Origin of the sequence: Burkholderia sp. AU30280, from assembly GCF_020420125.1 — a bacterium.
Lineage (GTDB): Bacteria > Pseudomonadota > Gammaproteobacteria > Burkholderiales > Burkholderiaceae > Burkholderia.
This window is the reverse complement of record NZ_JAIZRY010000009.1, coordinates 299165-323991: the sequence shown is the minus strand read 5'-3', so window position 1 is coordinate 323991 and position 24827 is coordinate 299165. Positions and strand designations below refer to the sequence as shown.

Here is a 24827-nt window from a genome sequence, read left to right as displayed (position 1 = left end):
TTGCCGAACTGCTCAAGCAACTCGGCCGGAATCGCCGGCAGAGCCGCCGGCTGGGCTTTCGGTTTGCGAGGCATAAATTCTCCTTGGGAGCATGTTATGCCTTAAACACAAAATTCCTGACAGGCCCGCTACACTTACACTGGCGCCCTATGGTCGACAAGGCAAATCAAACGTCAATATTCCCCGCCCGCAACGCATTGCTCTCAATAAACGCTCTCCGCGGCTCAACATCGTCCCCCATGAGCGTAGTAAAGATCCCATCCGCAGCAATAGCGTCCTCGATCTGCACACGCAGGAGTCGCCGCACCGCCGGATCCATCGTCGTTTCCCACAGCTGCCCGGGGTTCATCTCCCCGAGCCCCTTATACCGCTGCTTCGACACATTCCGCTCGGCATCGGCAAGCAACCACTTCATCGCGCTCTTGAAGTCCGTCACGGCCATACTGCGCTCACCACGCTTGATAACCGCCCCTTCCCCAATAAGCCCCGTGAACGTATTCGCAGTAGCCACAAGCTGCTGATAATCCGCCGTGTGCTGGAACTCCTGGTCGATAACCGAAACCCGCACATTCCCGTGATGGGTACGTTCGACATGCAGCGACCGCTGTTCCCGAACCGCGTCATACGCAGGCACCACACGCACTTCGTTCTTCAACGCCTCGTCATGCAACGCAGCGTGAAGAGCCTTCGCCGAAGCCTCCGTCGAAGCCTCGTTGGAAAGATCGATCGACACGCCGTCCATGATCGCCTCGAGCGCCGCCGGGTCATACAACCGGCTCAACCGATCGATCACGCTCTGCGACAGCAGATACGACCGCGCCAACTCGCCGAGCGCATCGCCGGAAATCGCCGCCGCATTCTCGCCCGGCACCAGCTCCGACCCTTGCAGCGCCAACCGCAGCATATGCGCGTTCAACTCCACGTCATCCTTCAGATACCGCTCGTCCTTGCCCGCCTTGATCTTGTAAAGCGGTGGCTGCGCGATATACACATACCCGCGCTCGATCATGTCCGGCATCTGGCGATAGAGGAACGTGAGCAGCAGCGTCCGGATGTGCGCACCGTCGACGTCCGCGTCGGTCATGATGATGATGCGGTGATACCGAAGCTTCTCGAGGTTGTAATCGTCCTTGCCGATCCCGCACCCGAGCGCCGTGACCAGCGTCACGATCTGCTCCGACGACAGCAGCTTGTCGTAGCGCGCCTTCTCGACGTTCAGCACCTTGCCGCGCAGCGGCAGGATCGCCTGGAACTTGCGGTCGCGCCCTTGCTTGGCCGAGCCGCCTGCCGAGTCGCCCTCGACGATGTAGATTTCGCACTTCGCCGGGTCTTTCTCCTGGCAGTCCGCGAGCTTGCCCGGCAGGCCGACGCCGTCGAGCACCCCCTTGCGGCGCGTCATCTCGCGCGCCTTCCGTGCGGCATCGCGCGCGCGCGCGGCTTCGACGATCTTCCCGCAGATGATCTTCGCGTCGATCGGCGTTTCCAGCAGGAACTCTTCCAGTGCCTTCGCGACGACTTCCTCAACCGGCGCCCGCACTTCGGACGACACCAGCTTGTCCTTCGTCTGCGAGCTGAACTTCGGCTCCGGCACCTTCACGGAAAGCACGCATGACAGGCCTTCGCGCATGTCGTCGCCGGTCGTCTCGACCTTGGCCTTCTTCGCGATTTCGTTGTCGGTGATGTACTTGTTGATGACGCGCGTCATCGCGGCCCGCAGGCCGGTCAGGTGCGTGCCGCCGTCGCGCTGCGGAATGTTGTTCGTGAAGCACAGCACGTTCTCGTTGTAGCTGTCGTTCCACTGCATCGCGACTTCCACACCCACGCCGTCCTTCTCGCCGATCGCGTGGAAAACCGTCGGGTGCAGGTTGGTCTTCGTCTTGTTGATGTACTCGACGAAGCCCTTCACACCGCCGGCGAACGCGAAATCGTCTTCCTTGCCCGAGCGCAGATCGGTGAGACGAATCCGCACGCCGTTGTTCAGGAACGAAAGCTCGCGCATGCGCTTCGCGAGGATGTCGTAGTGATATTCGACCGTGCCGAAAATGGTCGGATCGGCCATGAAGTGCACTTCGGTGCCGCGGTTCTCGGTGTCACCGGTCACCAGCATCGGCGACACTTCCACGCCGTCCACCTTCTCGATCACGCGCTCCTGCGCGATGCCGCGATGGAACTCCATGAAATGCTTCTTGCCGTTGCGGCGCACGGTGAGGCGCAGCCAGCTCGACAGCGCGTTCACGCACGACACGCCCACGCCGTGCAGGCCGCCGGACACCTTGTAGCTGTTCTGGTCGAACTTGCCGCCGGCGTGCAGCTCGGTCATCACGATCTCGGCGGCGCTGCGCTTCGGTTCGTGCTTGTCGTTCATCTTCACGTCGGTCGGAATCCCGCGGCCGTTGTCGGTCACGGTAATCGAGTTGTCGACGTGAATCGTCACCTGGATGTCGTTGCAGTACCCGGCCAGCGCTTCGTCGATCGAGTTGTCGAGCACCTCGAACACGAGGTGATGCAGACCGGTGCCGTCCGACGTGTCGCCGATGTACATCCCGGGGCGCTTGCGCACCGCTTCCAGACCTTCGAGGATCTGGATCGACGAGGCGCCGTAGCTGCTGTTATCGGGTTGCGAATTGTGCTGTTCACTCATGGATATCTTCCGGTTCTGCGGGGCCACTCTCGTGGCGGCGCGGTGCGTTTCAGCGAGAAATCGCCGGGCCGCTCCAGTTTCCTGGCCCGTCCGAGGTGCCGTTAGGGCACCAAAGGGACGGGTTGTCGGTTCGCCATAAAAACGCCAAAGGGGCTTGCCGCCCCCTGGTGTGTGTCGCGATGTCGAGCGCGTCAGATGCGCATCGGCATCACGACATACTTGAACTCGTCGTTCTCGGGCACGGTAATCAGCGCGCTCGAGCTAGCGTCGCCGAGGCTCACCTGCACGGTGTCGACCTTCAGGTTCGCGAGCACGTCGAGCAGATACGTGACGTTGAAGCCGATGTCGACGGTATCGCCCTGGTAGGCGATTTCCAGTTCTTCCTGCGCCTCTTCCTGATCGGCGTTGGTCGACATGATCTTCAACTGGCCCGGTGCGATGATGCAGCGCACGCCCTTGAATTTGTCCGAGGTCAGGATCGCCGCGCGTTGCAGCGAACGCTGCAGTTCTTCACGGCCGATCTCGAACGTGTTCTTGTGCGCCTTCGGGATCACGCGCTGGAAGTCGGGGAACTTGCCCTCGACGAGTTTCGACACGAGCTCGACCTGGCCGAACGTGAACTTGGCCTGGGTTTGCGCGATGTCGATGGTGACGGTGTCGTCGATGTCTTCGAGCAGGCGTTGCAGCTCGAGAATCGTCTTGCGCGGCACGATGACTTCCTGGCGGCCGAACGTGCCGCCTTCGAGCTTCATCGACGAGAACGCGAGGCGGTGGCCGTCGGTGGCCACGGCCATCAGCTGGTCGCCGTCGACGACGAGCAGCATGCCGTTCAGGTAGTAGCGGATGTCCTGCTGCGCCATCGCGAAGTGCACCATGCCGAGCAGCTGGCGGAACGACTTCTGCGGGACGGTGAGGGTGGCGCCGAAATCCTTCGCCTGCGCGACGGTCGGGAACTCGTCGGCCGCCAGCGTCTGCAGTGCGAAACGGCTCTTGCCCGATTGAACGGTGAGGCGCTTGTCGGCGAGCGACAGCGTGACCTGGCCGTCAGGCATCGCACGCAGGATGTCGAGCAGCTTGCGGGCCGCGACGGTGGTGGCCACCTGGTCGCCGCCGACGCCGAAATCGGCGCGCGTGGTGATCTGCAGCTCCAGGTCGGTCGACAGGAATGAAACGTCCGGGCCGTTCTTGGTGATCAGCAGGTTGGCGAGGATCGGCAACGTATGGCGGCGTTCGACGATGCCGCTGACCGTTTGCAGCGGCCTGAGGAGTGTGTCTCGTTCGGTCTTGACCAGTTGCATAGAGTTCCTTCGTTGAGTAACGGCCTGCAGCGCAGCAGCCACGCAGCGCCCCGCCGGCCGGGCTCTTGGCCCGCCACCGCCGGAGCGGTCAAACCAGTATTGTGCCTCAAAACCGAACCGCCCCCCTTAAATTGGGGCGGAGGCCGAATGATCAAGCGCGCCCGCGCGCTCAGCCCTTCAGCGTCTGTTCCAGCACGTGCAGCTCGTGGTTGAGCTGCGCGTCCTTGCTGCGCTCGTCGGCGATCTTGCGCACGGCGTGCAGCACGGTGGTGTGATCGCGCCCGCCGAACAGCTCGCCGATTTCCGGCAGGCTCTTCTGCGTGAGTTCCTTCGCCAGGTACATCGCGATCTGCCGCGGCCGCGCGATGTTCGCGGGACGCTTCTTCGAATACATGTCGGCGACCTTGATGTTGTAGAAGTCGGCGACGGTCTTCTGGATGTTCTCGACCGAAATCTGCCGGTTCTGCACGGTCAGCAGGTCCTTCAGCGCTTCCTTGGTCAGCTCGATCGAGATCTCGCGGCCGTGGAACTTCGAATACGCGAGGATCTTGCGCAGCGCGCCCTCGAGCTCGCGCACGTTCGAGCGCAGGTGCTTCGCGACGAAGAACGCGACGTCCTCCGACAGGTTCACGCCTTCCGACTGCGCCTTGCGCATCAGGATCGCGACGCGCATTTCCAGCTCGGGCGGCTCGATCGCGACGGTGAGGCCCGAGTCGAAGCGCGAGATCAGGCGATCGTCGATGCCCGAGATCTCCTTCGGATACGTGTCGCTGGTGATGATCACCTGCGCCTTGTTCGCGACCAGCGCCTCGAACGCGTAGAAGAATTCCTCTTGCGTGCGCGACTTGCCGGAGAAGAACTGGATATCGTCGATCAGCAGCAGGTCGAGCGAGTGGTAGTAGCGCTTGAAGTCGTCGAACGCCTTGCGCTGGTACGCCTTCACCACGTCGGACACGTACTGCTCGGCGTGGATGTAGCGGATCCGCGCGCCGGCCTTGTCGAGCAGCAGCTGGTTGCCGATCGCGTGGATCAGGTGGGTCTTGCCGAGGCCGACGCCGCCGTACAGGAACAGCGGGTTGTACGAGATGCCGGGGTTGTCCGCGACCTGGATCGCGGCGGCGCGCGCCAACTGGTTCGCCTTGCCGGTCACGAAGTTGTCGAACGTGAGCACGGGGTTCAGCTTCGAGCGCTCGTACATCGAATCGGCTTCGCCGTTGGCGGGGGCCGCACCGGGGCCCGGGCGCCACGTGCGGCGGCCGGCGGCCGCCTCGTGCGCGGGCAGGCTCGGCAGGTCGATATCGGCGTCGTCGGCGTTCAGTTGGTGCGCGGCGGCCGCCGACGGCGTCATCGGCACGTCGGCCGGCGCGGCGGGTGCAGCGGCGGCATTCGCGCTCAGGTTCGCGGCGATTGCAGCCACCGCGGCGGCCGGGCCGCCCGGTTGCAGCGGCGCGCGCGGGGCAGCGGCCGACGTGGCGCCCGTGGCGGCGCTGCGCATGCCGGCCTTCGGATCGAGGACGAACTGGACTTCGATCGGCGCGTTCCAGAAATCCCGGGCCAGATCGGAGATCCGGCCCGAAAACTGGCTCTTGACCCAGTCCAGCTTGAAGCGGTTCGGCGCGGCGATGGACAGCGTGTTCGCCGACGCATCGAAGGCCACCGGGGCCAAGGGTTTGATCCACGTCACGTACTGCTGGGGCGTCAGCTCGCGCTCCAGCAGTGCGGAACAGTGTTGCCAGAAATCGTTCATCAAGTAGCTGTCGTTTTTTGCATGCACAGCGCGGCTCGCCGGCGCCCTTGTCGCGATGGCGCGACAAGGCCCGAAGCGGTCGTGCGAGCGTGCCTCGGACGCCTGCGTCACAGTCGTGCAGAGGCAGGCGGGAGCCGAAGCGGCGTGCGGGATTCTTGGAGATAAGGCGAGATTCTACCGCCAAACGCGGCCACAGCGGGACTTATCCACAGGCTGGGTTGGTGGGTCGCGGGGCCGGATCGGCGCGGGCCGGCACAGGCGCGTGACGCGTAAAGTATTGACCGTCAAGAGAAAAACGGTTTAAATAGCGGGTTCCGCGAAAACCAATCCTGTATTCCCGGCGATTGCGTTCGCCCGAATGCCTCCGGTTAAGGGCACGCGGTCCCCTGAATTTCGACATTCTCGAACAAGTGAGAACATCATGAAACGTACTTACCAACCGTCCGTGACGCGCCGCAAGCGCACCCATGGCTTCCGTGTCCGCATGAAGACGGCAGGTGGCCGCAAGGTCATCAACGCTCGCCGCGCGAAGGGCCGCAAGCGCCTCGCCATCTAAGGCAGGTTGCGCGCTGTGTCCGCCGTCCGCAGTCCTGCGGAAGGTGCCGTCGAGCCGGGTGCGAATCCGTCGCAGACGAAAGCCGCCTTCCCGAAAGCTGCGCGACTTCTGAAAACGGATGAATTTTCATCCGTTTTTCGTTTGCGTCCTTGGCGGCGCTCCGCGCACTTCGTGATTTACGGCAAGCCGACCGGTCAGCCCGCGCGTCTGGGGCTCGTCGTCGGCAAGAAGTATGCGCCGCGTGCAGTCACGCGTAATCTCGTGAAGCGGCTGGCGCGCGACGCGTTTCGCTTGCGCCGGGCCGAATTCGCCGGTTACGACCTGCTGCTGCGGCAGCACACGCGCTTCGACAAGAAAGCGCTGCCGAGCGCGGCTTCCGCCCCGCTCGCGGCGATGTGCGCGGCCGAGATCCGCGAGCTGCTCGACAGGGCAGTCCGGGAAATCGCCCGCCGTGCGTCGAAGCCCGCGTCCGAGTGACGCATCCGTGCTCGGCGCGGCGTTCGCGCCCGCCCGGCCGGTTTTGACGCGGTGCCGAACGGCGCCGCCCAAGGTATGAAAACGGTCTTGATCGCGTTGCTGCGCTTCTACAAGGTTGCCGTGAGCCCGATGCTCGGCAACCGTTGCCGTTTTTATCCTTCCTGTTCGGATTACGCGCGCGAGGCAATCCAGTATCATGGCGCCGCGCGCGGCACGTATCTCGCCGTCAGGCGCGTGTGCCGATGCCATCCGTTTTCCGCGGGCGGCATCGACCTCGTCCCGCCGCCCAACTCCGACACTCGCGCTCGCGGCGAAGCCGACGCGCGGTCCCATCGACTCTGAGACAACGCATGGATATCAAACGCACCGTCCTATGGGTGATCTTCTTCATGTCAGCTGTCATGCTGTACGACAACTGGCAGCGTTCCCATGGACGCCCGTCGATGTTCTTCCCGAGCGCCACGCAGACGGCCCCCGCGGCCGCTGCCGGCGGAGCATCGGGCACGGGCGCGACGACGACCGCAGGTGAAGTGCCTGCCGCCGCAGCCGGCGCCGCACCGTCGACGACGGCACCGGCCGCCCAGGCGCAGCTCGTGAAGTTCTCGACCGACGTGTATGACGGCGAAATCGACACGCGCGGCGGCACGCTCGCGAAGCTGACGCTGAAGAAGCAGGGCGACGGCAAGCAGCCCGACCTGTACATCACGCTGTTCGACCACACGGCCGGCCACACGTATCTCGCACGCTCGGGCCTGCTCGGCGGCGATTTCCCGAACCACAACGACGTCTACACGCAGCTGAACCCCGGCTCGACGTCGCTGACGGGCGACCAGAACACGCTGAAGCTGTCGTTCGAATCGCCGGTGAAGGGCGGCGTGAAGGTCGTGAAGACCTACACGTTCACGCGCGGCAGCTACGTGATCGGCGTCGACACCAAGATCGACAACGTCGGCACCGCGCCTGTCACGCCGACGGTCTACATGGAACTCGTCCGCGACAACACGGCCGTCGAAACGCCGATGTTCTCGCACACGTTCCTTGGGCCGGCGGTCTACACGGACGCGAAGCACTTCCAGAAGATCAACTTCAGCGACCTCGACAAGAACAAGGCCGACTACGTGACCTCCGCCGACAACGGCTGGGTCGCGATGGTGCAGCACTACTTCGCGTCGGCCTGGATTCCGCAGCAGGGCGTGAAGCGCGACATCTACGCCGAGAAGATCGATCCGACGCTGTATCGCGTCGGCGTGAAGCAGCCGGTCGCCGCGATCGCGCCGGGCCAGTCGGCCGACGTGCAGGCACGCCTGTTCGCCGGTCCGGAAGAAGAGCGCATGCTCGAAGGCATCGCGCCGGGCCTGGAACTCGTGAAGGACTACGGCTGGGTGACGATCATCGCGAAGCCGCTGTTCTGGCTGCTCGAGAAGATCCACAGCTACATCGGCAACTGGGGCTGGTCGATCGTGCTGCTGACGATCCTGATCAAGGCCGTGTTCTTCCCGCTGTCGGCTGCGAGCTACAAGTCGATGGCGCGCATGAAGGAAATCACGCCGCGCATGCAGGCGCTGCGCGAACGCTTCAAGAGCGATCCGCAGAAGATGAACGCCGCGCTGATGGAGCTGTACAAGACCGAGAAGGTCAATCCGTTCGGCGGCTGCCTGCCGGTCGTGATCCAGATCCCGGTGTTCATCTCGCTGTACTGGGTGCTGCTCGCGTCGGTCGAAATGCGCGGCGCGCCGTGGGTTCTGTGGATTCACGACCTGTCGCAGCGCGATCCGTTCTTCATCCTGCCGGTGCTGATGGCCGTGTCGATGTACGTGCAGACGAGCCTGAACCCGACCCCGCCGGACCCGGTCCAGGCGAAGATGATGAAGTTCATGCCGATCGCGTTCTCGGTGATGTTCTTCTTCTTCCCGGCCGGCCTCGTGCTGTACTACGTCGTGAACAACGTGCTGTCGATCACGCAGCAGTACTACATCACGCGCAAGTTCGGCGGGGCCAAGAAGAAACCGGCCTGACGCCCGTTGCACACGCGGGGCGGCGCGTTCGCCCCGCGCGGCACGAAAAAAAGCCGCATGGTTCGCCCATGCGGCTTTTTGCTTTCTCCGGATCCGGTGGTGCGGGCTCAGCCCTTCTTCGATTCGCCCGAGTCGCCGTAGAACTGCTCGACCAGTTCTTGCACGAGGTAGCGACGATGCGGCGCCAACGCTTCGATCTTCGACGCGAGTTCGATCGTCTCGGGCGTCAGCGGATAGCGCTCGTCACGCGGCAGCGGTTGCGGCGTCGGGTGTTCGATCACGCTCGGCGACGGGCCGTAGTGCAGCCAGTGGACGTCGACGCGCAGCCATTCGGCGAGCGTGGCGAGCTTGTCCGACGTCGGGATCGTGCGGCCCGTCAGCCATTTATGCGCGGTTTGCGGCGAAACGGGCTGCGCTCCGCGATGGCGCAGATTGAATCGGTTCGCCAGCTCCGTCGCACCCGCGATCTTCTCCGGGCTGCGCCGCAGGGCGAATTTCAGGCGTTCCGAGAACGCGGCTTTTTCTTCGGATGTCGGCATGGGGGAGATTGTGCAATTCCACCGCCGCATTTCAGACAACCGTTCAGGATAAACATATCTCATTCGGACGAATCCCGGTCTTGGCCGAGGTGCGTAACGGAATTGAGGGCCATAGCATTGAGCCGCTCCAGCAGGCATACTCGTCCGAAACGGTGGCTATAACATTGCGCCGGAATGATACTCGGCTTATCCCCAGCGGGATAAATTCGAGCGTGTCCTAATCGTGCGCCGCGGCCGGTGACGTGTGAGCCGGCACGCTACAATGCCGGCGTTCCGATGCCCGAACTGTTGCGCGGGCGCACCATATTCACCGATCACCCGATTCATCCCATTCATCCGATTCCCATGCTCGCTACCGATTCCGATCCGATCGTCGCCATTGCCACTGCTGCCGGCCGGGGGGGCATCGGGGTCGTGCGCGTGTCGTTCGGGCGCGGCGGCGAGGCGGCCGCGTTGCCGCTGATCGACGCGTTGTGCGGGCAGAAGCTCGCACCGCGCCACGCGAGCTACGTGCCGTTCCTCGACGAGCACGGCGCGCCGCTCGACCGCGGGATCGCGCTGTACTTCCCGGCACCGCATTCGTACACCGGCGAGCACGTGCTCGAGCTGCAAGGGCACGGCGGGCCGATCGTGATGCAGTTGCTGCTGCAGCGCTGCCTCGATGCGGGGCGCGGTTTCGGGCTGCGGCTCGCGGAGCCCGGTGAATTCACGCGACGCGCGTTCCTGAACGACAAGCTCGATCTCGCGCAGGCCGAGGCCGTTGCCGACCTGATCGAGGCGAGCACCGAAGCCGCCGCGCGTTCGGCCGGGCGTTCGCTCGACGGTGCGTTCTCGCGGCAGATCCATGCGCTCGTCGACGACGTGATCACGCTGCGGATGCTGGTCGAGGCGACGCTCGATTTTCCGGAAGAGGAGATCGATTTCCTCGAAGCGGCCGACGCGCGCGGCAAGCTCGCGAAGATTCGCGCGCAGCTTGCGCACGTGCTGGGCGATGCGCGGCAGGGTGCGCTGTTGCGCGAGGGGTTGTCGGTCGTGCTCGCCGGGCAGCCGAACGTCGGCAAGTCGTCGCTGCTGAATGCGCTGGCCGGCGCGGAGCTGGCGATCGTCACGCCGATCGCGGGCACGACGCGCGACAAGGTCGCTCAGACGATCCAGGTCGAAGGAATTCCGCTGCACATCATCGATACGGCCGGGTTGCGCGAGACGGAGGATGAGGTCGAGCGGATCGGTATCGCGCGGACGTGGAGCGAGATCGAGCGCGCGGATGTTGTGCTGCATCTGCTGGATTCGCGCAACGGGATGACGGCGGATGACGGGACGATCGCGGCACGGTTTCCGGCCGGCGTGCCGGTGGTGCGCGTGCTGAACAAGACGGATCTGACCGGTGTGGCGGCATGCGTCGAGCATCCGGCGGCGGAAGGTGACTTGACCGAAGTGCATCTGTCGGCGAAGCGCGGCGACGGGATCGACATGCTGCGTGCGGAGCTGCTGCGGATCGCGGGGTGGCAAGCCGGAGCGGAAGGCGTGTATCTCGCGCGCGAGCGGCATTTGATCGCGTTGCGGGCCGCGCAGGAGCATCTGGCGCAGGCCGCGGATCATGCGGAGCAAAGGGCGCAGTCGTTGGATCTGTTTGCCGAGGAGCTTCGGCTTGCGCAGGAGCAGCTCAATGCGATTACCGGGGAGTTCACTTCGGATGATCTGCTGGGGGTGATTTTCAGCAGGTTTTGTATCGGAAAATAACCAGTCGCCCAAGGTTGTCCAAGGTCGTCTATCCTTCCCGCTGAAACCCTTGTGAATACTAGGATTGATCGCCTAGCGTTGCCCAAGGTTGTCTATTGACATCCACCCTTTGATGGTACACATTTAGGTACACAAGGACGTTGTGTCCCAATCGATGTGTACCAACCATGCCGAAAACCGTCGTCCCGCTGAATGACACCCGCATCAAGGCGCTGAAGCCGAGGGCGGCGCGCTACCGCATCTCGGACGGTGGCGGCCTCGTGCTGGAAGTCATGACGTCGGGTTCTAAGGTCTGGCGCTACCGGTACACACTGCACGGCGAACGACAGCCGATGGTGACGATCGGGGACTATCCCGCGGTCACGTTGCAGGAGGCACGCGAGAAGGCCCGCCGATACGCCGAGATCGTCGCCAAAGGCGTTTCCCCTATCGCTGATGCCAAGAAGGATCGTGGCGCCGTGAAGCGCTTCGATACGGTTCGCGAGTTCGGTGAGGATTGGTACACAACCCAGATCGCGGGAATGTCGCCCGAGTACGCTCGGACGATCAAGCGCGCGCTCGAGAAGGACATCTATCCGGCGATCGGCAACAAGCCGCTGCCGGACGTGACGCCTGGCGATGTGCTGGCCATCTGTGACCGGATCAAGGCCCGCGGCGCGCCGAAGATGGCGCTCTCGACCCGGAACGTCATCAAACGACTGTTCGAATACGCGATCGCGCGCCAGCTTGCCCCGACGAATCCGGCTCATGCCGTCGTCGCGCGCTTCGTCGCCACCCAGGACAGCCGCACGCGAGTCCTCTCCCCTGACGAGATTGGCATGGTGTTGCGCGCCGTCTACGCCTCAGACATTCGCCGCGCGCTCAAGCTGGCGATTCACCTCCTGATCCTGACGATGGTTCGGAAGTCCGAGCTGATCGAGGCGCGGTGGTCGGAGTTCGATCTCGACGCGGGCATCTGGCGCATTCCTGCTGACCGGATGAAGAAGGACAAGGAGCATTGGGTCTATCTGTCCTCGCAGGCCGTTGCGATGCTCCGCGAACTGTACGAGCAGACCGGAAATCACGAGCACGTCTTCCCGTCGACGCGTGGCCGCGGTGACAAACCGATTGCCAAGAGCACGCTCAATCAGGCGGTGCGCTCGCTCAGCCTCGACGTTCAGCACTTCGTCCTGCACGACTTCCGCCGTACCGCGTCGACGCACCTGCATGAAATGGGCATGTCGTCAGACGCGATCGAAAAGGCGCTGGCGCATTCGATCAAGGGCATCAAGGGCGTGTACAACCGGGCCGAGTATGCAGACGAGCGGCGGAAGATCCTCCAGCTGTGGGCCGAGTTTGTCGAGGCCCAGGTCGGCGGAGATAGGAAGGTCGTGATCGGCAGCTTTGTTGGCACGGCCGCATAGATTGCATGACCGTTGCCTGACGGGAATCAGGCGAAGCGGCAGTCAAGGTGTTGGCGCACCGAGACCGCCTAACTCCCCCAACCAAGCTGATAAGGAGCTTGATCATGGAAGCTGTTTCCGATTGTAGCAATCTCGCGTCGCCACCCGCTGCGCCATTGGATGCGAGCAGCGATTCCTTGCTGGATCGCTTCGAGCGCGCATTGAACCATGAGACATGCATCGCATGGAAGATTCATAACACGCTCGCGTTTATGGTGGAGGCGCTCCCGGAGGATACTGAAGGAAGTTTGCCCACGGCGTGTTTGCTTCGTGAATTGCAGACGGACTTGGGCAAGCTGGCGACGACCTTGGGCGACTTGCCGTGGAAGGTGCGCCATGGCTAACATCAATTCTGACCTCGGTGCATCCGAGAACCCGCGCTTTACTCCCGAATATCGGGAAGGCGTTGTCGCTGCACTCGACAAGTTGCGGGCGTGGACGGAGCTGAGCCTGCCGAAGCCTCCTGAGCTTGCTCGGCAGTGGGAAGCCGGAGTTTTCGCTCGGAACGGTGACGAGCGTGTCGGCTTCTCTGAAACCATCGCCGCCTATCTGTGGGTATCTATTGAGTGTGGTAGCCCCTGTCTCGATCGGTGGAAACCACTCGACGATATCGACGCTACCGACGAGGAGGTTAGCCATGGCTAACGTAAATCCTATCGTGTCCGTGTTGCCTGCACGTATTCCTGGCATGTCGATGCTATATGACGAGGACAGTAACTTCAGATACGCGCTCTTGCTTGATCTTTCCAAATTCGAGCTCGCGAAGTACGACCGAGATGCGCTGTTCGAGAGATTTAGCTATCGGCTGATGAGCGAGTACGAGCGCCTTGAGTCGCATATCGAAGCCGCACGAGAAGATGGGGATCTATCCATTTCCGGCGGTTGTGATGGCGATGCGGTGTCGCTGAGCATGCCGATCGACGATGTGATGATGATCGAAGTAATTCCGACGGCGATCAATCGGGAGGCTTTCGCGCGTTGCTTGCCAACCAAGGTGGGCGACTTCATGGATTGGCTGTGTGGTGACCCGGACGCTTAATCGCAAAAACAATTACCCTTGCGGTTGCCTGCGCCGGCGGCCGCTTTTACGAAGGAGCCGACTATGAGGCTCGAACAATATGAAATTCGCGATCGCGCCTATGGCGTTTGGCATCGCGCCCCATCGATCAGTCGTTACCTGCGTACCGACCAAGCTGAAGCACTGACGATGGTTGACCTGGACTCGGTGTTGTTTGCCGAGTACGACAACGGGGCGAAGGTTCCGTTGGCGCTCGTCGAGGTCGCCCGTGACATCGGACAGGAAAAGCCGGCGGGAGTCATGCAGCACCTCGCGCGGCTTGCGAACGTGCCGGCATACGTTGCTCTCTATACGGCGGCGCACGCGGCGAATCCGAGCAACCCAAACTGGGACGACATCGAGAGTTTTCGCGTGCGGCGCATGTGGCCGCGGCCGGAGCCGGGGTGGCGCGTGCTCACGCCGGGCCAATGGGCTCACGCACTCGTTCAGATTCGCGGCTGGCAGATGCGACGGTTCGAGGCTCGAGAAGCGGCGAACGATGATGTTTACTAGGAGGCATTCATGACACGCTGGGTACTGGCATTCATCACATTGGTAGCCTGTATTGACGTCGTGCATGCCGAGTGCGAATGCCGATGCGTGGGGGGCCAAAATCGATCGATTTGCACCAGCTCAATGGAACTCCCGCCGATCTGTCCGCCGGCCGTATGTCCGATTGAACCGCCGTCGATTCAGCCTCTCATGGCGCCGCAGTTGCCACCGCTTGGTACCTCGAGATGCCAGATGCATCAGGTGTGGAATCCGTACGTGCAGCAATACCAGTGGCAGCGTATCTGCCAGTAGGCGCGCCACTATCGAACAGTCGCGCCTAGCTCGACGGGGCGAAAACCGGGGACCCTTACCCGGCCGGCGCGGCTCCCAATAAAAGGGCGCGCTAAGGGGCGCTTATGGGTCAATCAACAAAGGGCACGGCCGCGCCCGTCATCCTTGATATTGCTGCTCTTGATGGCGTCTTCGATCCCACTGCTCTCGATCGTTCGGATGAGGATCTAGGACGGTATTTGTGGGATGTGTACCTTGGAGCTTGGCGCAAGGAGACTCACTGCTACGCGCCAATCGAAGCGATTTCGGAACAGCTCCGGCGCTTGGCGACAGTGCTCGAGGCCGACAACCCGGCAAACAACTCCGTTGAGAAGGCGATTCACAAGGCTGCGTTAGGGGAGTTTTCAGTGGCCGGACGCTCGATTCGGTATCACATAATGGATAAGGGGGCCAAGATTGCAGCCGCGCCTCTCGTCGCACGCGGCATCGCTGCGGCAAGGAGATCGGAGAGCTTCCGTGAAAAGGGCGTAGACGCGCAAAAGAAAGCCAACGAGGAAAATCGTATGGCGGTCAAAAATGCTGCCGGCGCACTTACAGAACGAAGAACGCGTCCCTACGACAGCACTAATCAGCTAGTCCAGGACATCGTGAAAGAAACCGGCTTAGGAAAGACCGCCGTCCGCGATCATTTGGAGGCGCTCGGCATGACTATCAAGAAATAGTTTCCGGGACCGCTCGGTTCCGGAAAGCCGAGAGCAATAAATTGATTGGACACCGCAGCGCATTCATAGCGACGCGGTTAGACAAACTCACAGGAGCGTCTAATGTCCATCAATTACAAGGGCCTGCGTCCTTCCCAAGCCGCGGAAAAACTCGGTATCGGTTTGTCCAGCCTGTGGGCCAAAGCGAAGAGCGAATCCGGCTTTCCGCAGCCGGTAAAGCTTGGCCCAGCCACAACGGTTTTCCTTGAGCACGAGCTCGATGCCTACATCGAGAAGTGCATTGCCGAATCGCGCCAGGCTGTTGCTGCGTAAGGGCTTGTCATGGCCCAAAACAAAAAAGCCGCGGCTCGAGCGAGCGCGGCCAAAAAGATCTTCCGGACGCAGTCTAGCGGAAACGATGCAGCGGCTCAACGCGCGCGCGTTCTCGATTTCCTTCGCCAGCATGGCTCGCTCTCGACGCTCGATGCGCGCTACCTGATCGACGTGCTTCACCCTGCAGCCCGCGTAATGGAGTTGCGTCGGTTCGGGCATGAAATTGCCACCGTGTGGTCGCACGAAACGACGCCCGAAGGCGGCGAGCACCGCGTCGCCCGCTACCACTTGATGCACGAGGTGGCAGCATGAGTGCGCTCTATGTCCACCTCGAGCCAGCTGACGATCCCGCATTTGTGCTGCTGCGCACGAGTGCCAGCCCGAATCCAGAACGCAAGCAGCCCGTGCGCATCAAGCGCATTCATTTGGATTCGGTCCTATTGATGCTGCTGGACGCGGCGAGCCGGCAGCGCGCAGACGAGGCGGCCACATGCTGAACGAACTCGACCGCGCCCGCTCTGCGCTCGTCCACCTCGATGCCGGCTGCGATCGGGGGACGTGGGTTGCGCTCGGCATGGCTTTCAAGGCAGCCGGCGGCGATCTCGACACGTGGCTCGGCTGGTGCGCGACCGGAGCGAACTTCGGCGGTGAGCGCGAGGCGCGCGCCGTGTGGCGCTCGTTCAAAACGAGCGGCGGCATCAGCGCCGCAACGTTGTTCCGTGCAGCGATCGAGGCCGGCTGGCAAGACAGACCGGAGAATCGACGCCAAATCAACGATCTGAGCGCCAATAAAATAGAGCGAAATATAGGCGAACCCGCGCGCCGAGCGCGCGAGACGCTCGACCCGCGGTGGCTACGCTATTGGCAATCCCTCCATCCGCTGGGCGGTGTCGGCCGTGCTTACCTCGAAGCCCGCGAGTGCGCGCTCCCGCCCGCCGATGGAGATCTACGGTTCGATCCGGCGGCGCGTCACCCGGCCGGCTACATCGGCCCTTGCCTCGTCGCTCTGGTTACGGACGTGGCGGTCGGGGCGCCGATCAGCCTACATCGCACTTGGATCAACTCTGACGGCACCAAGGCCGATGTCGATCCGCCGCGGATGCTCCTCGGTGGCCATCGCAAAGCGGGCGGCGTGATCCGGCTGTGGCCGGATGAAGCGCTAACACAAGGGCTTGCGATCGCCGAAGGCATTGAGACGGCGCTCAGTCTTGCGCGAGTGCTTCAGCCCGCATGGGCATTGATCGATGCCGGTAATCTCGCGAAGCTGCCGCCATTGCCAGGGATCGACGCCCTTACCATTGCCGTGGATGAAGATCCGGCCGGTGTGCTGGCCGCGAATACGTGCGGCGATCACTGGGCGCTATCCGATCGGGAAGTCACGCTCGTGGAGGTGCCTCGTGGGGCGTGACCTCAACGACTTGGCGTGTGAGGGCGGCGCGGATGCGGTCCGTCTTGCCGTGGCGAACGGCCGGCGAGTCGCGAAGGCGTCGGAGCGTGCAGCAGTGCCAGGGCATGCGGAAGCTCTTCCCGACGATATTCCGCTCTCGGTCACGTTCGCCGATGAGCTACCTGACACATTCACGCCGCCCGACGAGCTGGTGCAAGGGCTGCTGACGATTGGAGGCGGCAGCGTCCTATACGGCGATTCGAACAGCGGCAAGACCTTCCTTGTGATCGACCTAGCTGCAGCAATTGCGCGAGGCGTGGAGTGGATGGGCAAGCGCACGGAGCCCGGCATGATCGTCTACCTGGCCGCCGAGTCGCCCGCGTCGGTGCGCAGCCGCCTGCAGGCCTACCAACGGCACCACGGTGTGCGCGTGCCCAATTTCGCGATCGTTCAGAACCCGGTCAACCTGTTTGAAAACGATGCCGATGCCTCCGCGATCATTGCCACCGTCCAGCGGCTCGAGGCTCAGCGCGGCCGAAAGGTTCGGCTGATCGTCGGCGATACGCTCGCCCGACTGAGCGCCGGCGCCAATGAAAACGCGGGGCAGGACATGAGCCGCGTCATCGAGCGCTTTGACCGCATTCGCACCGAGTGCAGCGCGCACTTCTTGCTCATCCACCATTCCGGCAAAAACGCGGCCGCAGGGTCGCGGGGATGGTCGGGCGTCCGCGCCGCCGTCGACGCCGAGATCGAAATCACCGATTCGCCGACCGGCAGGTGCGCCGAGATCACCAAGGTTCGCGATCTGGGCACGAAGGGCGAGCGCATCGGCTTCCGACTCGATGTCATCGAGCTTGGCACGACGAAATGGGGCGTGCCGGCGACAACCTGCGTAGTCGTACCGACTGATGCACCTGACAAGGCGCCCCGCAGCAAGCGCATGGGCGACGTAGAGGGTGCGGTGCTTGAGTTTCTGACGGCCCACAAGTCAGGCATCAAAAAGACCGAGGTGGTTAAGCACTTCGAAGACCGGTACCGCAAAACGTCGATCTATCGCGCCATGAAGGCACTTGCAGACGCCGGGGCCATCCATGAGGCAGCGGGTATGGCGTGCGTTGCAACGGGGGCGAAATGACCACGGAAAGCGTAAGCAAAACGTCGGTTTGGTCTCGCGAAACGCGATTCACGAGACACGCTATCCCCGACTCCAGAAGCTTCGTCTTTGGGGTTGTGCCGGGAAGCTTCGCGAGACTCGAACCGACCGCAAACCATTGCGGCACAAGGGAGTCTCGCGAGTCTCGCGAAGGTCTCTCGGATGTCTGGAGAGACATGCCAACTAGTCTCGTGAGTCTCTCTCTCCCTATAGGGGAGAGACACGCGAGACACGAGACTCGCGACTCGGAATATGCGCCAAAGCACGAATCCCTATCTGGCGGAAACAGCGGGTGCGTCGGCGCTCTAGTGCGTCGATACGGAGGCGACCGCATCCACTACGCCCGCGCGCGCGAGGGAGCGCAAAAGCGCAAGGCGGCCGATTCGACAGGTCCGATTTCAAACGGAGGTGGCAAATGATTGACGCCCTGGTAGGCGGGAAGCTGTTCAAGACGCCGGAGGAGCGCTGCTCGAGCTCCGGCAAGACGTTTGTCACCGCGAACGTACGCGCGGCCGACGGCGAAGGTGAAGGCCTGTTTGTGAACGTCGTGGCGTTCAGTGATTCGGCGAAGGCGGCCCTGCTTGCGCTTGAGGATGGCGACAGCATATCGCTGGCTGGGACGCTCAAGATCGGCACGTACGAGGCCCGCGATGGCTCGGTGAAGCCGAGCATCAGTATGGTCGCGTCGAAGGTCCTGACGACCTATCACGTTGCTCGAAAACGGAAGGCGGTGGCGGACGCATCGGCGCCGGCACAGACAGAAGGCCGGCGATCGAGCGAGCCGGGGTTTGCCGATGACGACATCGTGTTCTGAGTGTTGGACGCTGAAGCTCAACAGTCTGTCCAGTCAGAGCGACGGCGCTGCGAATTCACTCTACGGCCAAACGGCCGCATGCAATCCGATTTACTTCACATCCAGGAGTTAGCCCATGCCTCCAGATTTCGGAAGTCCCGTAGCTGATCAGATTACGCCACCCAATCCCAATCAAGGTCTCCAGACATTGTCCGGCATTCTTGGCGTCGCGCGTCAGCAGCAAGCGATGCAGATCGGGCAGCAGCAATTGCAGGTCGGCGCAGGCGAAGCGCAGAGTGCCCAGCAGCAGATGCGCGAACGTCAGTTGCTGCAGCAGACCATGCTCTCCGGAAAAGATCCGGATGGGAACGCGATCAAAGGCTCAGATGGGGAGGTCGATCCAGTCGCGATAGCCGGGTTCGCGAACAAGTACATGCCGCTGCTCGGACAGGGTGTCATGCAGTCGATCATCAAGACGCAGAATGACCGCATCCAACTGAGCAATTCGGTGCGCGGTCTCGGTCAGAACTTCCGCAACGACATCTCCGGCATCGTCCGGTCGGCGATCGGGACGCAGCAGACGCCGCAGGATCTCGGTGCGGCGCTGGACGTCTATGCGAAGCAAAATCCCGATGCCGCTCCAGCCATCGCGCGCGCACGATCGTTGATTTCGCTGGCTCCTCCCAATATGCCCCAGGCGCAGCGAGATAAGGCTCTCCAGCACCTTGCGATGGAGTTCCAGCCGGCAGATACAACGGTTAAAGAGCAGGCGCCGGACATGCGTACGACGACAGGGCCCGGCGGTGGCGTGCAGGCATACAACGCCAATCCGTACTCCGCTGTCCCGATGGGGCCGAACGGGCCGGAAACCCCGCAGGGGTTGTCACCTAGCGAGGCTGCAACTCGCGTTCAGGTTATGCAGAACAACCAGCCCGGCACTGTGTCGCTGGGTTCGATCACGCCTGGTGCCCCGGGCTTCGGCGGCAACATGCCTTTCGGGTCCGGCCGGTACGGCAGTCAACCTGGCGCCAATCCAAGCTTCGCGCCGAGTGGAGCATCGATGGGCACACCTGAGATGTTCGGCCAAATGAGCGATCACTGGACAAGACTCGGCAACGACTCCAACAACGCCTCCAGAAACATCGGCATTGCGAACAACATCAAGTCGTATGCGAACGGCGCCCTTACTGGTGCGGCGAGCGATCTCGATCGTTTGAACGGAATTTTGGCTGCGTTCGGCAAGCCGGCAGCGGCCGATATCAAGACCGCTACCGACCTCCTTAACAAGAATTCTGCGATGCTGGTCAATTCATCTGGGGGCGGTACGGATGCGCAACGCGCGCTCATTTCGGCTGCCACCCCGAACGGCCATATGAGCAGGGACGCAATCAATGAGGCCGCGGACCAGATCATCGCGAACCAGAAGATGACGCTCGCCGCGCAAAAGTATCTGCAGCCGTATCGTCAGGCCAACGACGCGCAAGGCTATCAGACGGCGCTTTCCTCACTTAACAACGTCTCCGATCCGCGCATCTGGCAGTTTGCCGATATGAGTCCGGCCCAGCGCTCCGCGTTCAAAGCCAGCATGACACCGGCACAGCAGAAAGAATTTGGCGCGAAGATCCGCGCCGCCGAACACCTTGGGGTGGTGCAATGAGCCTTGCCGACCAATTCGATTCGACACCGACGAGTTCGAGTGGAGGGCAACCGGTCGCGAACACTGGTCCCAATAACCAACTGCCGGGCGATGCATCGGGTTACAACCAGATCATCGAGGCCGCCGGGCGCCGGTACAACGTCGATCCGCGATTGTTGGGCGCGATGATTCAGACCGAATCTACCGGTCGTCCAGGCGCGGTGTCGAACAAGGGTGCAGTGGGCCTAATGCAGATCATGCCCTCGAACTACAAGGCGCTAGGCATTACTGATCCCACGAACCCGGAGCAGAACATCATGGGTGGCGCGCAGCTGATGTCTACGCTGCTCGACAAGTACGGCGACGTACCGACTGCGCTTCTGCATTACACGGGCGGTGATGATCAGTCCAAGTGGGGTGTCAACACACACGCGTACCCGGCGAAGGTGCTTGCGAATTACCAGCATTTGGCGCCTCAAACGGGAGCGTCGGCACCGGCCACGACTGCGGCAAGCGCGCCAGGAGCGGCGCAGCCCACTTCGTTGGCCGATCAGTTTGATTCACTTCCTTCTGTGCCGACGCAGGGTCACGCTGCACCCGCAGGTCCGCAACCGGGCATGTTGGCTTCAATGGCTGCCGGGGCGGGGCATGGTCTCGGATCAATGGCGATGGGTGCCCAAGAGCTTGTCGGCCGCGGGCTCGATGCCGCCGGCGCTCACACGATCGGCCCGTGGCTCGCGAACGATGCACAGCAGGGGCAGCGGAAGCTTGACGCGGAGGTGGCGCCATATCAACAGGCCCACGGCGTGGCGACTGGCGCGGGGGACATTGTCGGCGGGATCGGTGGAATGGCGATGGCTCCCGAAGTGAAGGCGCTACAGGGGACAGGCTTTCTTGCGAATGCTGCCAAGGGGGCCGCCTATGGAGTAACGGCACATGCTTCCAATCCGGACGCCGACTTTCTGTCTCAGAAAGGCCTTGATGCAGTCGCCGGCGGATTGTTTGGTGGAATTGGGGCGAAGGTCGCTCAGTTTGCGACGCCATATCTCTCGAGCGCTGTAAATGCGATCCGCGGGCGGCTCAATCCGGTCATGTCCTCGGCGAATGCTTCGACCGCGGCGGCGGGCATTGTGAATGACGTCCTGCAGCGGGCCGGTGTCGATTCGTCCAAGGTATCTCCTGATGCGATGGCAGCGCCGGTATCTCAGATTGCCGATGCGCTGAAGTCCGGTGGAGCGCCTTCTCCGAATGCTGCGGCGACAATCGCCCGTATTGGCGAAGCGGCCTCGCTCCCGGTTCCTGTCGAGCTGTCGGCAGGACAGGCCGGTCGCGATCCGATGCAATTCGCGAGGGAGCGCAACTGGCGCGGGGTATCGGGTGTTGGCGAAACGGTGCAGGCGCTCGAGGCACGACAGAACGCGCAACTGGCTGGGAACCTGGATGCGCTGGGCGCAAATAAGGCGCCGGCGCCGATCGATGTGGGGCGGCAGATCATCGGTGCTGCGAATAGCTTCGACAACAATTGGTCGAACCACATCAGTCGCCTGTACGACGCGGTAAAGAACACCGGGGGAACCTCTGCAGCCGTGAACACCGTGGAAGCTATGAAACCGGTCGCACAGAACCTCCGGGATTCCTTCATTTCGGCTGACTCTCTGCCTGGTGACGTGCAGCGGATCTATCAGGGAATGAGAAACGGCACGCTTCCGCTAACTGCCGGAGAGATGATGTCGGTCGACAAGATGCTTTCGCGCGCGCAACAGGGGGCGTCGGACGGAAACGTGCGATATGCCATCGGACAGATTCGCAATGGGCTTAGCAACGCTCAGGTCGACGGCAGCGCGGGGCAAGACGCCGTTGCTGCGTACAACCATGCAAAGGCGGCTGCCAAGCAACGGTTTGACTATATCGACGCGAATCCATGGTACGGGGATGCGATCAACGGTGTGCAGCCCGACAACTTCTTCAAGCGCAACGTTTTGCAGGCAGATGCGCAGCCGCTGACGAACATGATGCAGGGGTTGCAAAAAGCCAATCCGGATCTTGCGCAGAGCGTGCAGAACGCGACCGCCGCATTTCTAAAAAGCAAGGCAGCGCCACGGGCGACGGCGGACGAGATTCCCGCGTTCAACCACGCCACCTTTGATCGGTTCGTGACCGACCCGAACAATGCGCAGCGATTGCACGCTGTATTCGGTCCGCAGGGTTTCGACACGATCCAATCGATCAATAACGTCGCGCGCAACATTAAAACCGCGCCACCCGGCGCAAATGTCAACCACTCGGGTACGGCCGGGGCCTTGGTGGATATGGCTCAGAACGGGGCGCAAGGAGTCGCGCTAAGCAGTTTGACAGCACTCGGACGGGCAGCCCGCCTTGGCCCGCTTGTGGACCTCGGACTCGCGGCGGCGCGAGGTATCGGGAACGTTATGAACCGCCAGAAGATGGCGGCGAGCGTAGTCACGCCTCAGGTTGCGACGCCTGCATCTAATCAAGCCAGCGGGTTGGGGCGTCGATTGTTTCCGGCGGCTGGGGTGAGGCTTTCGGATCTTGTTGGAATCCCAGCCAACGCAAAGCGCGACGACGAACAGCCCTCCCGATAAGGCGGCCGATCATGTAAGTGCGGGCTCGGAGGTCGGCGAGGAGCGCCCCGGCGATGTACAGGACGATCCCCGCCGCCAGGACGACGGCAATAGATCCGATCTGTGTCAGCACCAAGATTCTCCGGACAGTAGGTTCCGGGACATTGTAGGAGCAAACATGACCGAAATTAGCGAGAAGACGAAGAAGCCGCGCGGAAGCCCGATACAGGTCGATGTGAGCGGCGATCCGGGCGAACACGCGGAGAAGGATATCGAGCCGCCGGCCGACTGGCGCAAAGGCGCGCTCCTGAACGTGCGCAATCGCGGCGACGCGTATGTCATCACGCTCTATCCCGAAGAGTTCGACGAAGAGCATCCGGAGCGTGCACTGCGCTTTACGAATCTCGGGCTGTGTCAGGGCTTCGTCAGCCGCTGGTACTCCCGGGAATCACACGATCCGAGGGCACGCTAAAAATGACTTCCCCTGTTAAACAAACTGGCAAGAAACGCGTCGTCGGTGACGGAACGCCAGGGCCTGGTCGCAAGAAAGGCGTGCCGAACAAGATGACGGTCGAGGTCAAGGAAATGATCCGACAGGCACTCGAAGAGGCGGGCGGAGTCAAATATCTCGTTGAGCGCGCGAAGAACCCTCGGACGGCATCAGCCTTTCTCTCGCTGATCGGCAAGGTGTTGCCGCTGACCATCAAAGGTGAGCCGAACGCACCGGTGCAACTGATACTGAACGGATCGAACGTCAATGGCTGAGTTCGCACACCCCGAGCGGCCGATCTCTGAACAGGATGTGCTGGATCTGTTTATCTGCAATCTCCCGATTGGGCCAGATGTTGTCGCGAGCCTGTTCAGGGAAAAATGGGACGATCGGGCGGTGTGGATCTGTATGATCGAACCGGCGACTGGCGTTCCGGTGCACACCACGGTACCGCTTTCGGAACTCGACCAATTCCTACTCACCCTGATCGGGCGGTACTCCCCCGAAACGACCCTGATGTGAGGTCGCTATGCACCCCAAATCCTATTCACCCAACGACGACCCGCTCATTTTTGTGTCTGCCGTCTTGCATGCGATTTGCCACGTACTATCAGACGACCAAAGGCTCAGAATCGCCAGCGAATTGCGTGATCAAGCAACCCGAGTAAACGACGATGCCAAAAACGTGGCGCAGCAGAGATTTGCGCTAGAAGTTGCATCTCTTGCCGCGCTCGCGGAGGAAGGCTTCGATGCCGCGTACAACACCCTTAACGCGGGTTACCGAGTCGAAGGAATGGGGAAGTGTGACCGGTGAAGTCCCAACTATCCGGCACCACGGGGATATGGCACACGCGGGCTGTTCGTGGGCATCTACACGCTCGCCACGCACCTCGAATGGATCGAAGGCGATGTCATTGGGGCCGGGATAGTGCCGGCTATCGTCCAACCTGCGGTAACGACAGGACGAACTGACCAGCAACCTCCTCGGCGATTGCCAGCGCCAAGTCGTAGCGCCTATACCCTTCGTCCGGTTCGCAAGTTTTGCGCTGCGCCTCGAGTGAGTTTTCCGGCAATCCCGTCGGAACAGCCGTGATTCGAAAGCCGAAGATCTCCGGTCGGCCGTTCGTGCCGGCGAACCCGTGGTTCTTCACTTCGACATAGAGATAGACGTCGTAACCGTTGATGTTCCGGTAGAACATGGTTGTGCTCCAAGAAGAGGGGGCTCCTAGAGAGTACACGCTCCCCCGGTGCCCAGTGGCTGTCTTCGAAAGCGATGGGGCCAGCGCGAGCGGGGGGAAGTCGCGGTCGCCGCGAGCCACACTGTGTTGAAACTGCAACGTGCAATTTCGTCGTCGACCGTGGCGTCACTTTGCGAATCGGCGGGTAAAGCGACGCGCATCCGAAAACGTTGCGTGCGTCACTCTGTAAACGTGACCGCCATTCTTCAGCGCGAGACG

At 62.2% G+C, this 24827-nt stretch carries 27 protein-coding genes; 22 read left to right on the top strand and 5 right to left on the bottom strand.

Annotation, left to right across the window (positions count from 1 at the left end; all coding sequences use genetic code 11):
• Positions 1-166 precede the first annotated feature (166 nt).
• The 3 genes from gyrB to dnaA all read right to left on the bottom strand — a co-directional run bounded on the left by gyrB (position 167) and on the right by dnaA (position 5686).
• On the bottom strand, positions 167-2641 hold the full coding sequence (gyrB, locus tag LGN17_RS22510; RefSeq protein ID WP_226198703.1) for a DNA topoisomerase (ATP-hydrolyzing) subunit B: 2475 nt from the start codon (positions 2639-2641) through the stop codon (positions 167-169).
• A 191-nt stretch (positions 2642-2832) separates the two neighbouring features.
• A complete protein-coding gene (dnaN, locus tag LGN17_RS22505) occupies positions 2833-3939 on the bottom strand; it encodes a DNA polymerase III subunit beta (protein WP_006756934.1) in 1107 nt (368 codons plus the stop codon).
• Positions 3940-4108: 169 nt separating this feature from the next.
• Positions 4109-5686 (bottom strand): chromosomal replication initiator protein DnaA, encoded by a 1578-nt coding sequence (dnaA, locus tag LGN17_RS22500; protein WP_226198702.1) that lies wholly within the window; start codon positions 5684-5686, stop codon positions 4109-4111.
• Positions 5687-6107: 421 nt separating this feature from the next.
• On the opposite strand from dnaA, the gene rpmH reads away from it, so the two are divergent.
• The 4 genes from rpmH to yidC all read left to right on the top strand — a co-directional run bounded on the left by rpmH (position 6108) and on the right by yidC (position 8734).
• Positions 6108-6242 carry a 50S ribosomal protein L34 gene (gene rpmH, locus LGN17_RS22495; protein ID WP_004198824.1) on the top strand — a complete coding sequence of 45 codons (135 nt, stop codon included), beginning with the start codon at positions 6108-6110 and terminating at the stop codon, positions 6240-6242.
• 15 nt (positions 6243-6257) lie between these two features.
• Positions 6258-6719 (top strand): ribonuclease P protein component, encoded by a 462-nt coding sequence (gene rnpA / locus LGN17_RS22490; RefSeq protein WP_021157986.1) that lies wholly within the window; start codon positions 6258-6260, stop codon positions 6717-6719.
• A gap of 75 nt (positions 6720-6794) precedes the next feature.
• Positions 6795-7061, top strand: coding sequence for a membrane protein insertion efficiency factor YidD (yidD, locus tag LGN17_RS22485; RefSeq protein WP_006489939.1), 267 nt, complete (start codon positions 6795-6797; stop codon positions 7059-7061).
• A gap of 8 nt (positions 7062-7069) precedes the next feature.
• On the top strand, positions 7070-8734 hold the full coding sequence (gene yidC / locus LGN17_RS22480; RefSeq protein ID WP_226198701.1) for a membrane protein insertase YidC: 1665 nt from the start codon (positions 7070-7072) through the stop codon (positions 8732-8734).
• 107 nt (positions 8735-8841) lie between these two features.
• Here yidC and LGN17_RS22475 read toward each other — a convergent pair whose 3' ends face one another.
• Complete coding sequence (locus LGN17_RS22475) at positions 8842-9273, bottom strand: transcriptional regulator (RefSeq protein ID WP_175951189.1); 432 nt, start codon at positions 9271-9273, stop codon at positions 8842-8844.
• 345 nt (positions 9274-9618) lie between these two features.
• On the opposite strand from LGN17_RS22475, the gene mnmE reads away from it, so the two are divergent.
• From mnmE to LGN17_RS22385, 18 genes are all read left to right on the top strand, one after another.
• On the top strand, positions 9619-11013 hold the full coding sequence (mnmE, locus tag LGN17_RS22470) for a tRNA uridine-5-carboxymethylaminomethyl(34) synthesis GTPase MnmE (RefSeq protein ID WP_226198700.1): 1395 nt from the start codon (positions 9619-9621) through the stop codon (positions 11011-11013).
• A 167-nt stretch (positions 11014-11180) separates the two neighbouring features.
• Positions 11181-12416: a tyrosine-type recombinase/integrase gene (locus tag LGN17_RS22465; RefSeq protein WP_226198699.1), complete on the top strand. Its 1236-nt coding sequence runs from the start codon at positions 11181-11183 to the stop codon at positions 12414-12416.
• 104 nt (positions 12417-12520) lie between these two features.
• Positions 12521-12799, top strand: coding sequence for a hypothetical protein (locus LGN17_RS22460; RefSeq protein WP_226198698.1), 279 nt, complete (start codon positions 12521-12523; stop codon positions 12797-12799).
• Complete coding sequence (locus tag LGN17_RS22455; RefSeq protein WP_226198697.1) at positions 12792-13100, top strand: hypothetical protein; 309 nt, start codon at positions 12792-12794, stop codon at positions 13098-13100. The genes LGN17_RS22460 and LGN17_RS22455 overlap by 8 nt, the downstream gene beginning before the upstream one ends.
• Positions 13093-13494, top strand: a complete 402-nt coding sequence (locus LGN17_RS22450) for a hypothetical protein (RefSeq protein ID WP_226198696.1) — start codon at positions 13093-13095, stop codon at positions 13492-13494. The genes LGN17_RS22455 and LGN17_RS22450 overlap by 8 nt, the downstream gene beginning before the upstream one ends.
• A gap of 63 nt (positions 13495-13557) precedes the next feature.
• The gene (locus LGN17_RS22445; RefSeq protein ID WP_226198695.1) at positions 13558-14025 is read left to right on the top strand and encodes a hypothetical protein; all 468 of its coding nucleotides are present in this window, start codon (positions 13558-13560) and stop codon (positions 14023-14025) included.
• Between the two features lie 395 nt (positions 14026-14420).
• Positions 14421-15017: a hypothetical protein gene (locus LGN17_RS22440; RefSeq protein WP_226198694.1), complete on the top strand. Its 597-nt coding sequence runs from the start codon at positions 14421-14423 to the stop codon at positions 15015-15017.
• A gap of 102 nt (positions 15018-15119) precedes the next feature.
• Entirely contained in the window at positions 15120-15329 is a 210-nt protein-coding gene (locus LGN17_RS22435; RefSeq protein WP_226198693.1) for a helix-turn-helix transcriptional regulator, read from the top strand.
• Positions 15330-15338: 9 nt separating this feature from the next.
• Complete coding sequence (locus LGN17_RS22430) at positions 15339-15641, top strand: helix-turn-helix domain-containing protein (RefSeq protein WP_226198692.1); 303 nt, start codon at positions 15339-15341, stop codon at positions 15639-15641.
• Positions 15638-15826, top strand: a complete 189-nt coding sequence (locus LGN17_RS22425; protein ID WP_226198691.1) for a hypothetical protein — start codon at positions 15638-15640, stop codon at positions 15824-15826. The genes LGN17_RS22430 and LGN17_RS22425 overlap by 4 nt, the downstream gene beginning before the upstream one ends.
• Complete coding sequence (locus tag LGN17_RS22420; RefSeq protein WP_226198690.1) at positions 15820-16737, top strand: PriCT-2 domain-containing protein; 918 nt, start codon at positions 15820-15822, stop codon at positions 16735-16737. Before LGN17_RS22425 ends, LGN17_RS22420 begins: the two co-directional genes overlap by 7 nt.
• On the top strand, positions 16727-17851 hold the full coding sequence (locus LGN17_RS22415) for a helicase RepA family protein (protein WP_226198689.1): 1125 nt from the start codon (positions 16727-16729) through the stop codon (positions 17849-17851). Before LGN17_RS22420 ends, LGN17_RS22415 begins: the two co-directional genes overlap by 11 nt.
• 433 nt (positions 17852-18284) lie before the next feature.
• Positions 18285-18683 carry a single-stranded DNA-binding protein gene (locus tag LGN17_RS22410; protein WP_226198688.1) on the top strand — a complete coding sequence of 133 codons (399 nt, stop codon included), beginning with the start codon at positions 18285-18287 and terminating at the stop codon, positions 18681-18683.
• 115 nt (positions 18684-18798) lie between these two features.
• On the top strand, positions 18799-20319 hold the full coding sequence (locus tag LGN17_RS22405; RefSeq protein WP_226198687.1) for a hypothetical protein: 1521 nt from the start codon (positions 18799-18801) through the stop codon (positions 20317-20319).
• Positions 20316-22901: a transglycosylase SLT domain-containing protein gene (locus LGN17_RS22400; RefSeq protein WP_226198686.1), complete on the top strand. Its 2586-nt coding sequence runs from the start codon at positions 20316-20318 to the stop codon at positions 22899-22901. Before LGN17_RS22405 ends, LGN17_RS22400 begins: the two co-directional genes overlap by 4 nt.
• A 157-nt stretch (positions 22902-23058) precedes the next feature.
• On the top strand, positions 23059-23352 hold the full coding sequence (locus LGN17_RS22395) for a hypothetical protein (protein ID WP_226198685.1): 294 nt from the start codon (positions 23059-23061) through the stop codon (positions 23350-23352).
• Positions 23353-23354: 2 nt separating this feature from the next.
• Complete coding sequence (locus LGN17_RS22390; RefSeq protein WP_226198684.1) at positions 23355-23645, top strand: hypothetical protein; 291 nt, start codon at positions 23355-23357, stop codon at positions 23643-23645.
• Entirely contained in the window at positions 23638-23892 is a 255-nt protein-coding gene (locus LGN17_RS22385; protein WP_226198683.1) for a hypothetical protein, read from the top strand. The genes LGN17_RS22390 and LGN17_RS22385 overlap by 8 nt, the downstream gene beginning before the upstream one ends.
• 413 nt (positions 23893-24305) lie before the next feature.
• Here LGN17_RS22385 and LGN17_RS22380 read toward each other — a convergent pair whose 3' ends face one another.
• The gene (locus tag LGN17_RS22380) at positions 24306-24569 is read right to left on the bottom strand and encodes a hypothetical protein (RefSeq protein WP_226198682.1); all 264 of its coding nucleotides are present in this window, start codon (positions 24567-24569) and stop codon (positions 24306-24308) included.
• Positions 24570-24827 lie beyond the last annotated feature (258 nt).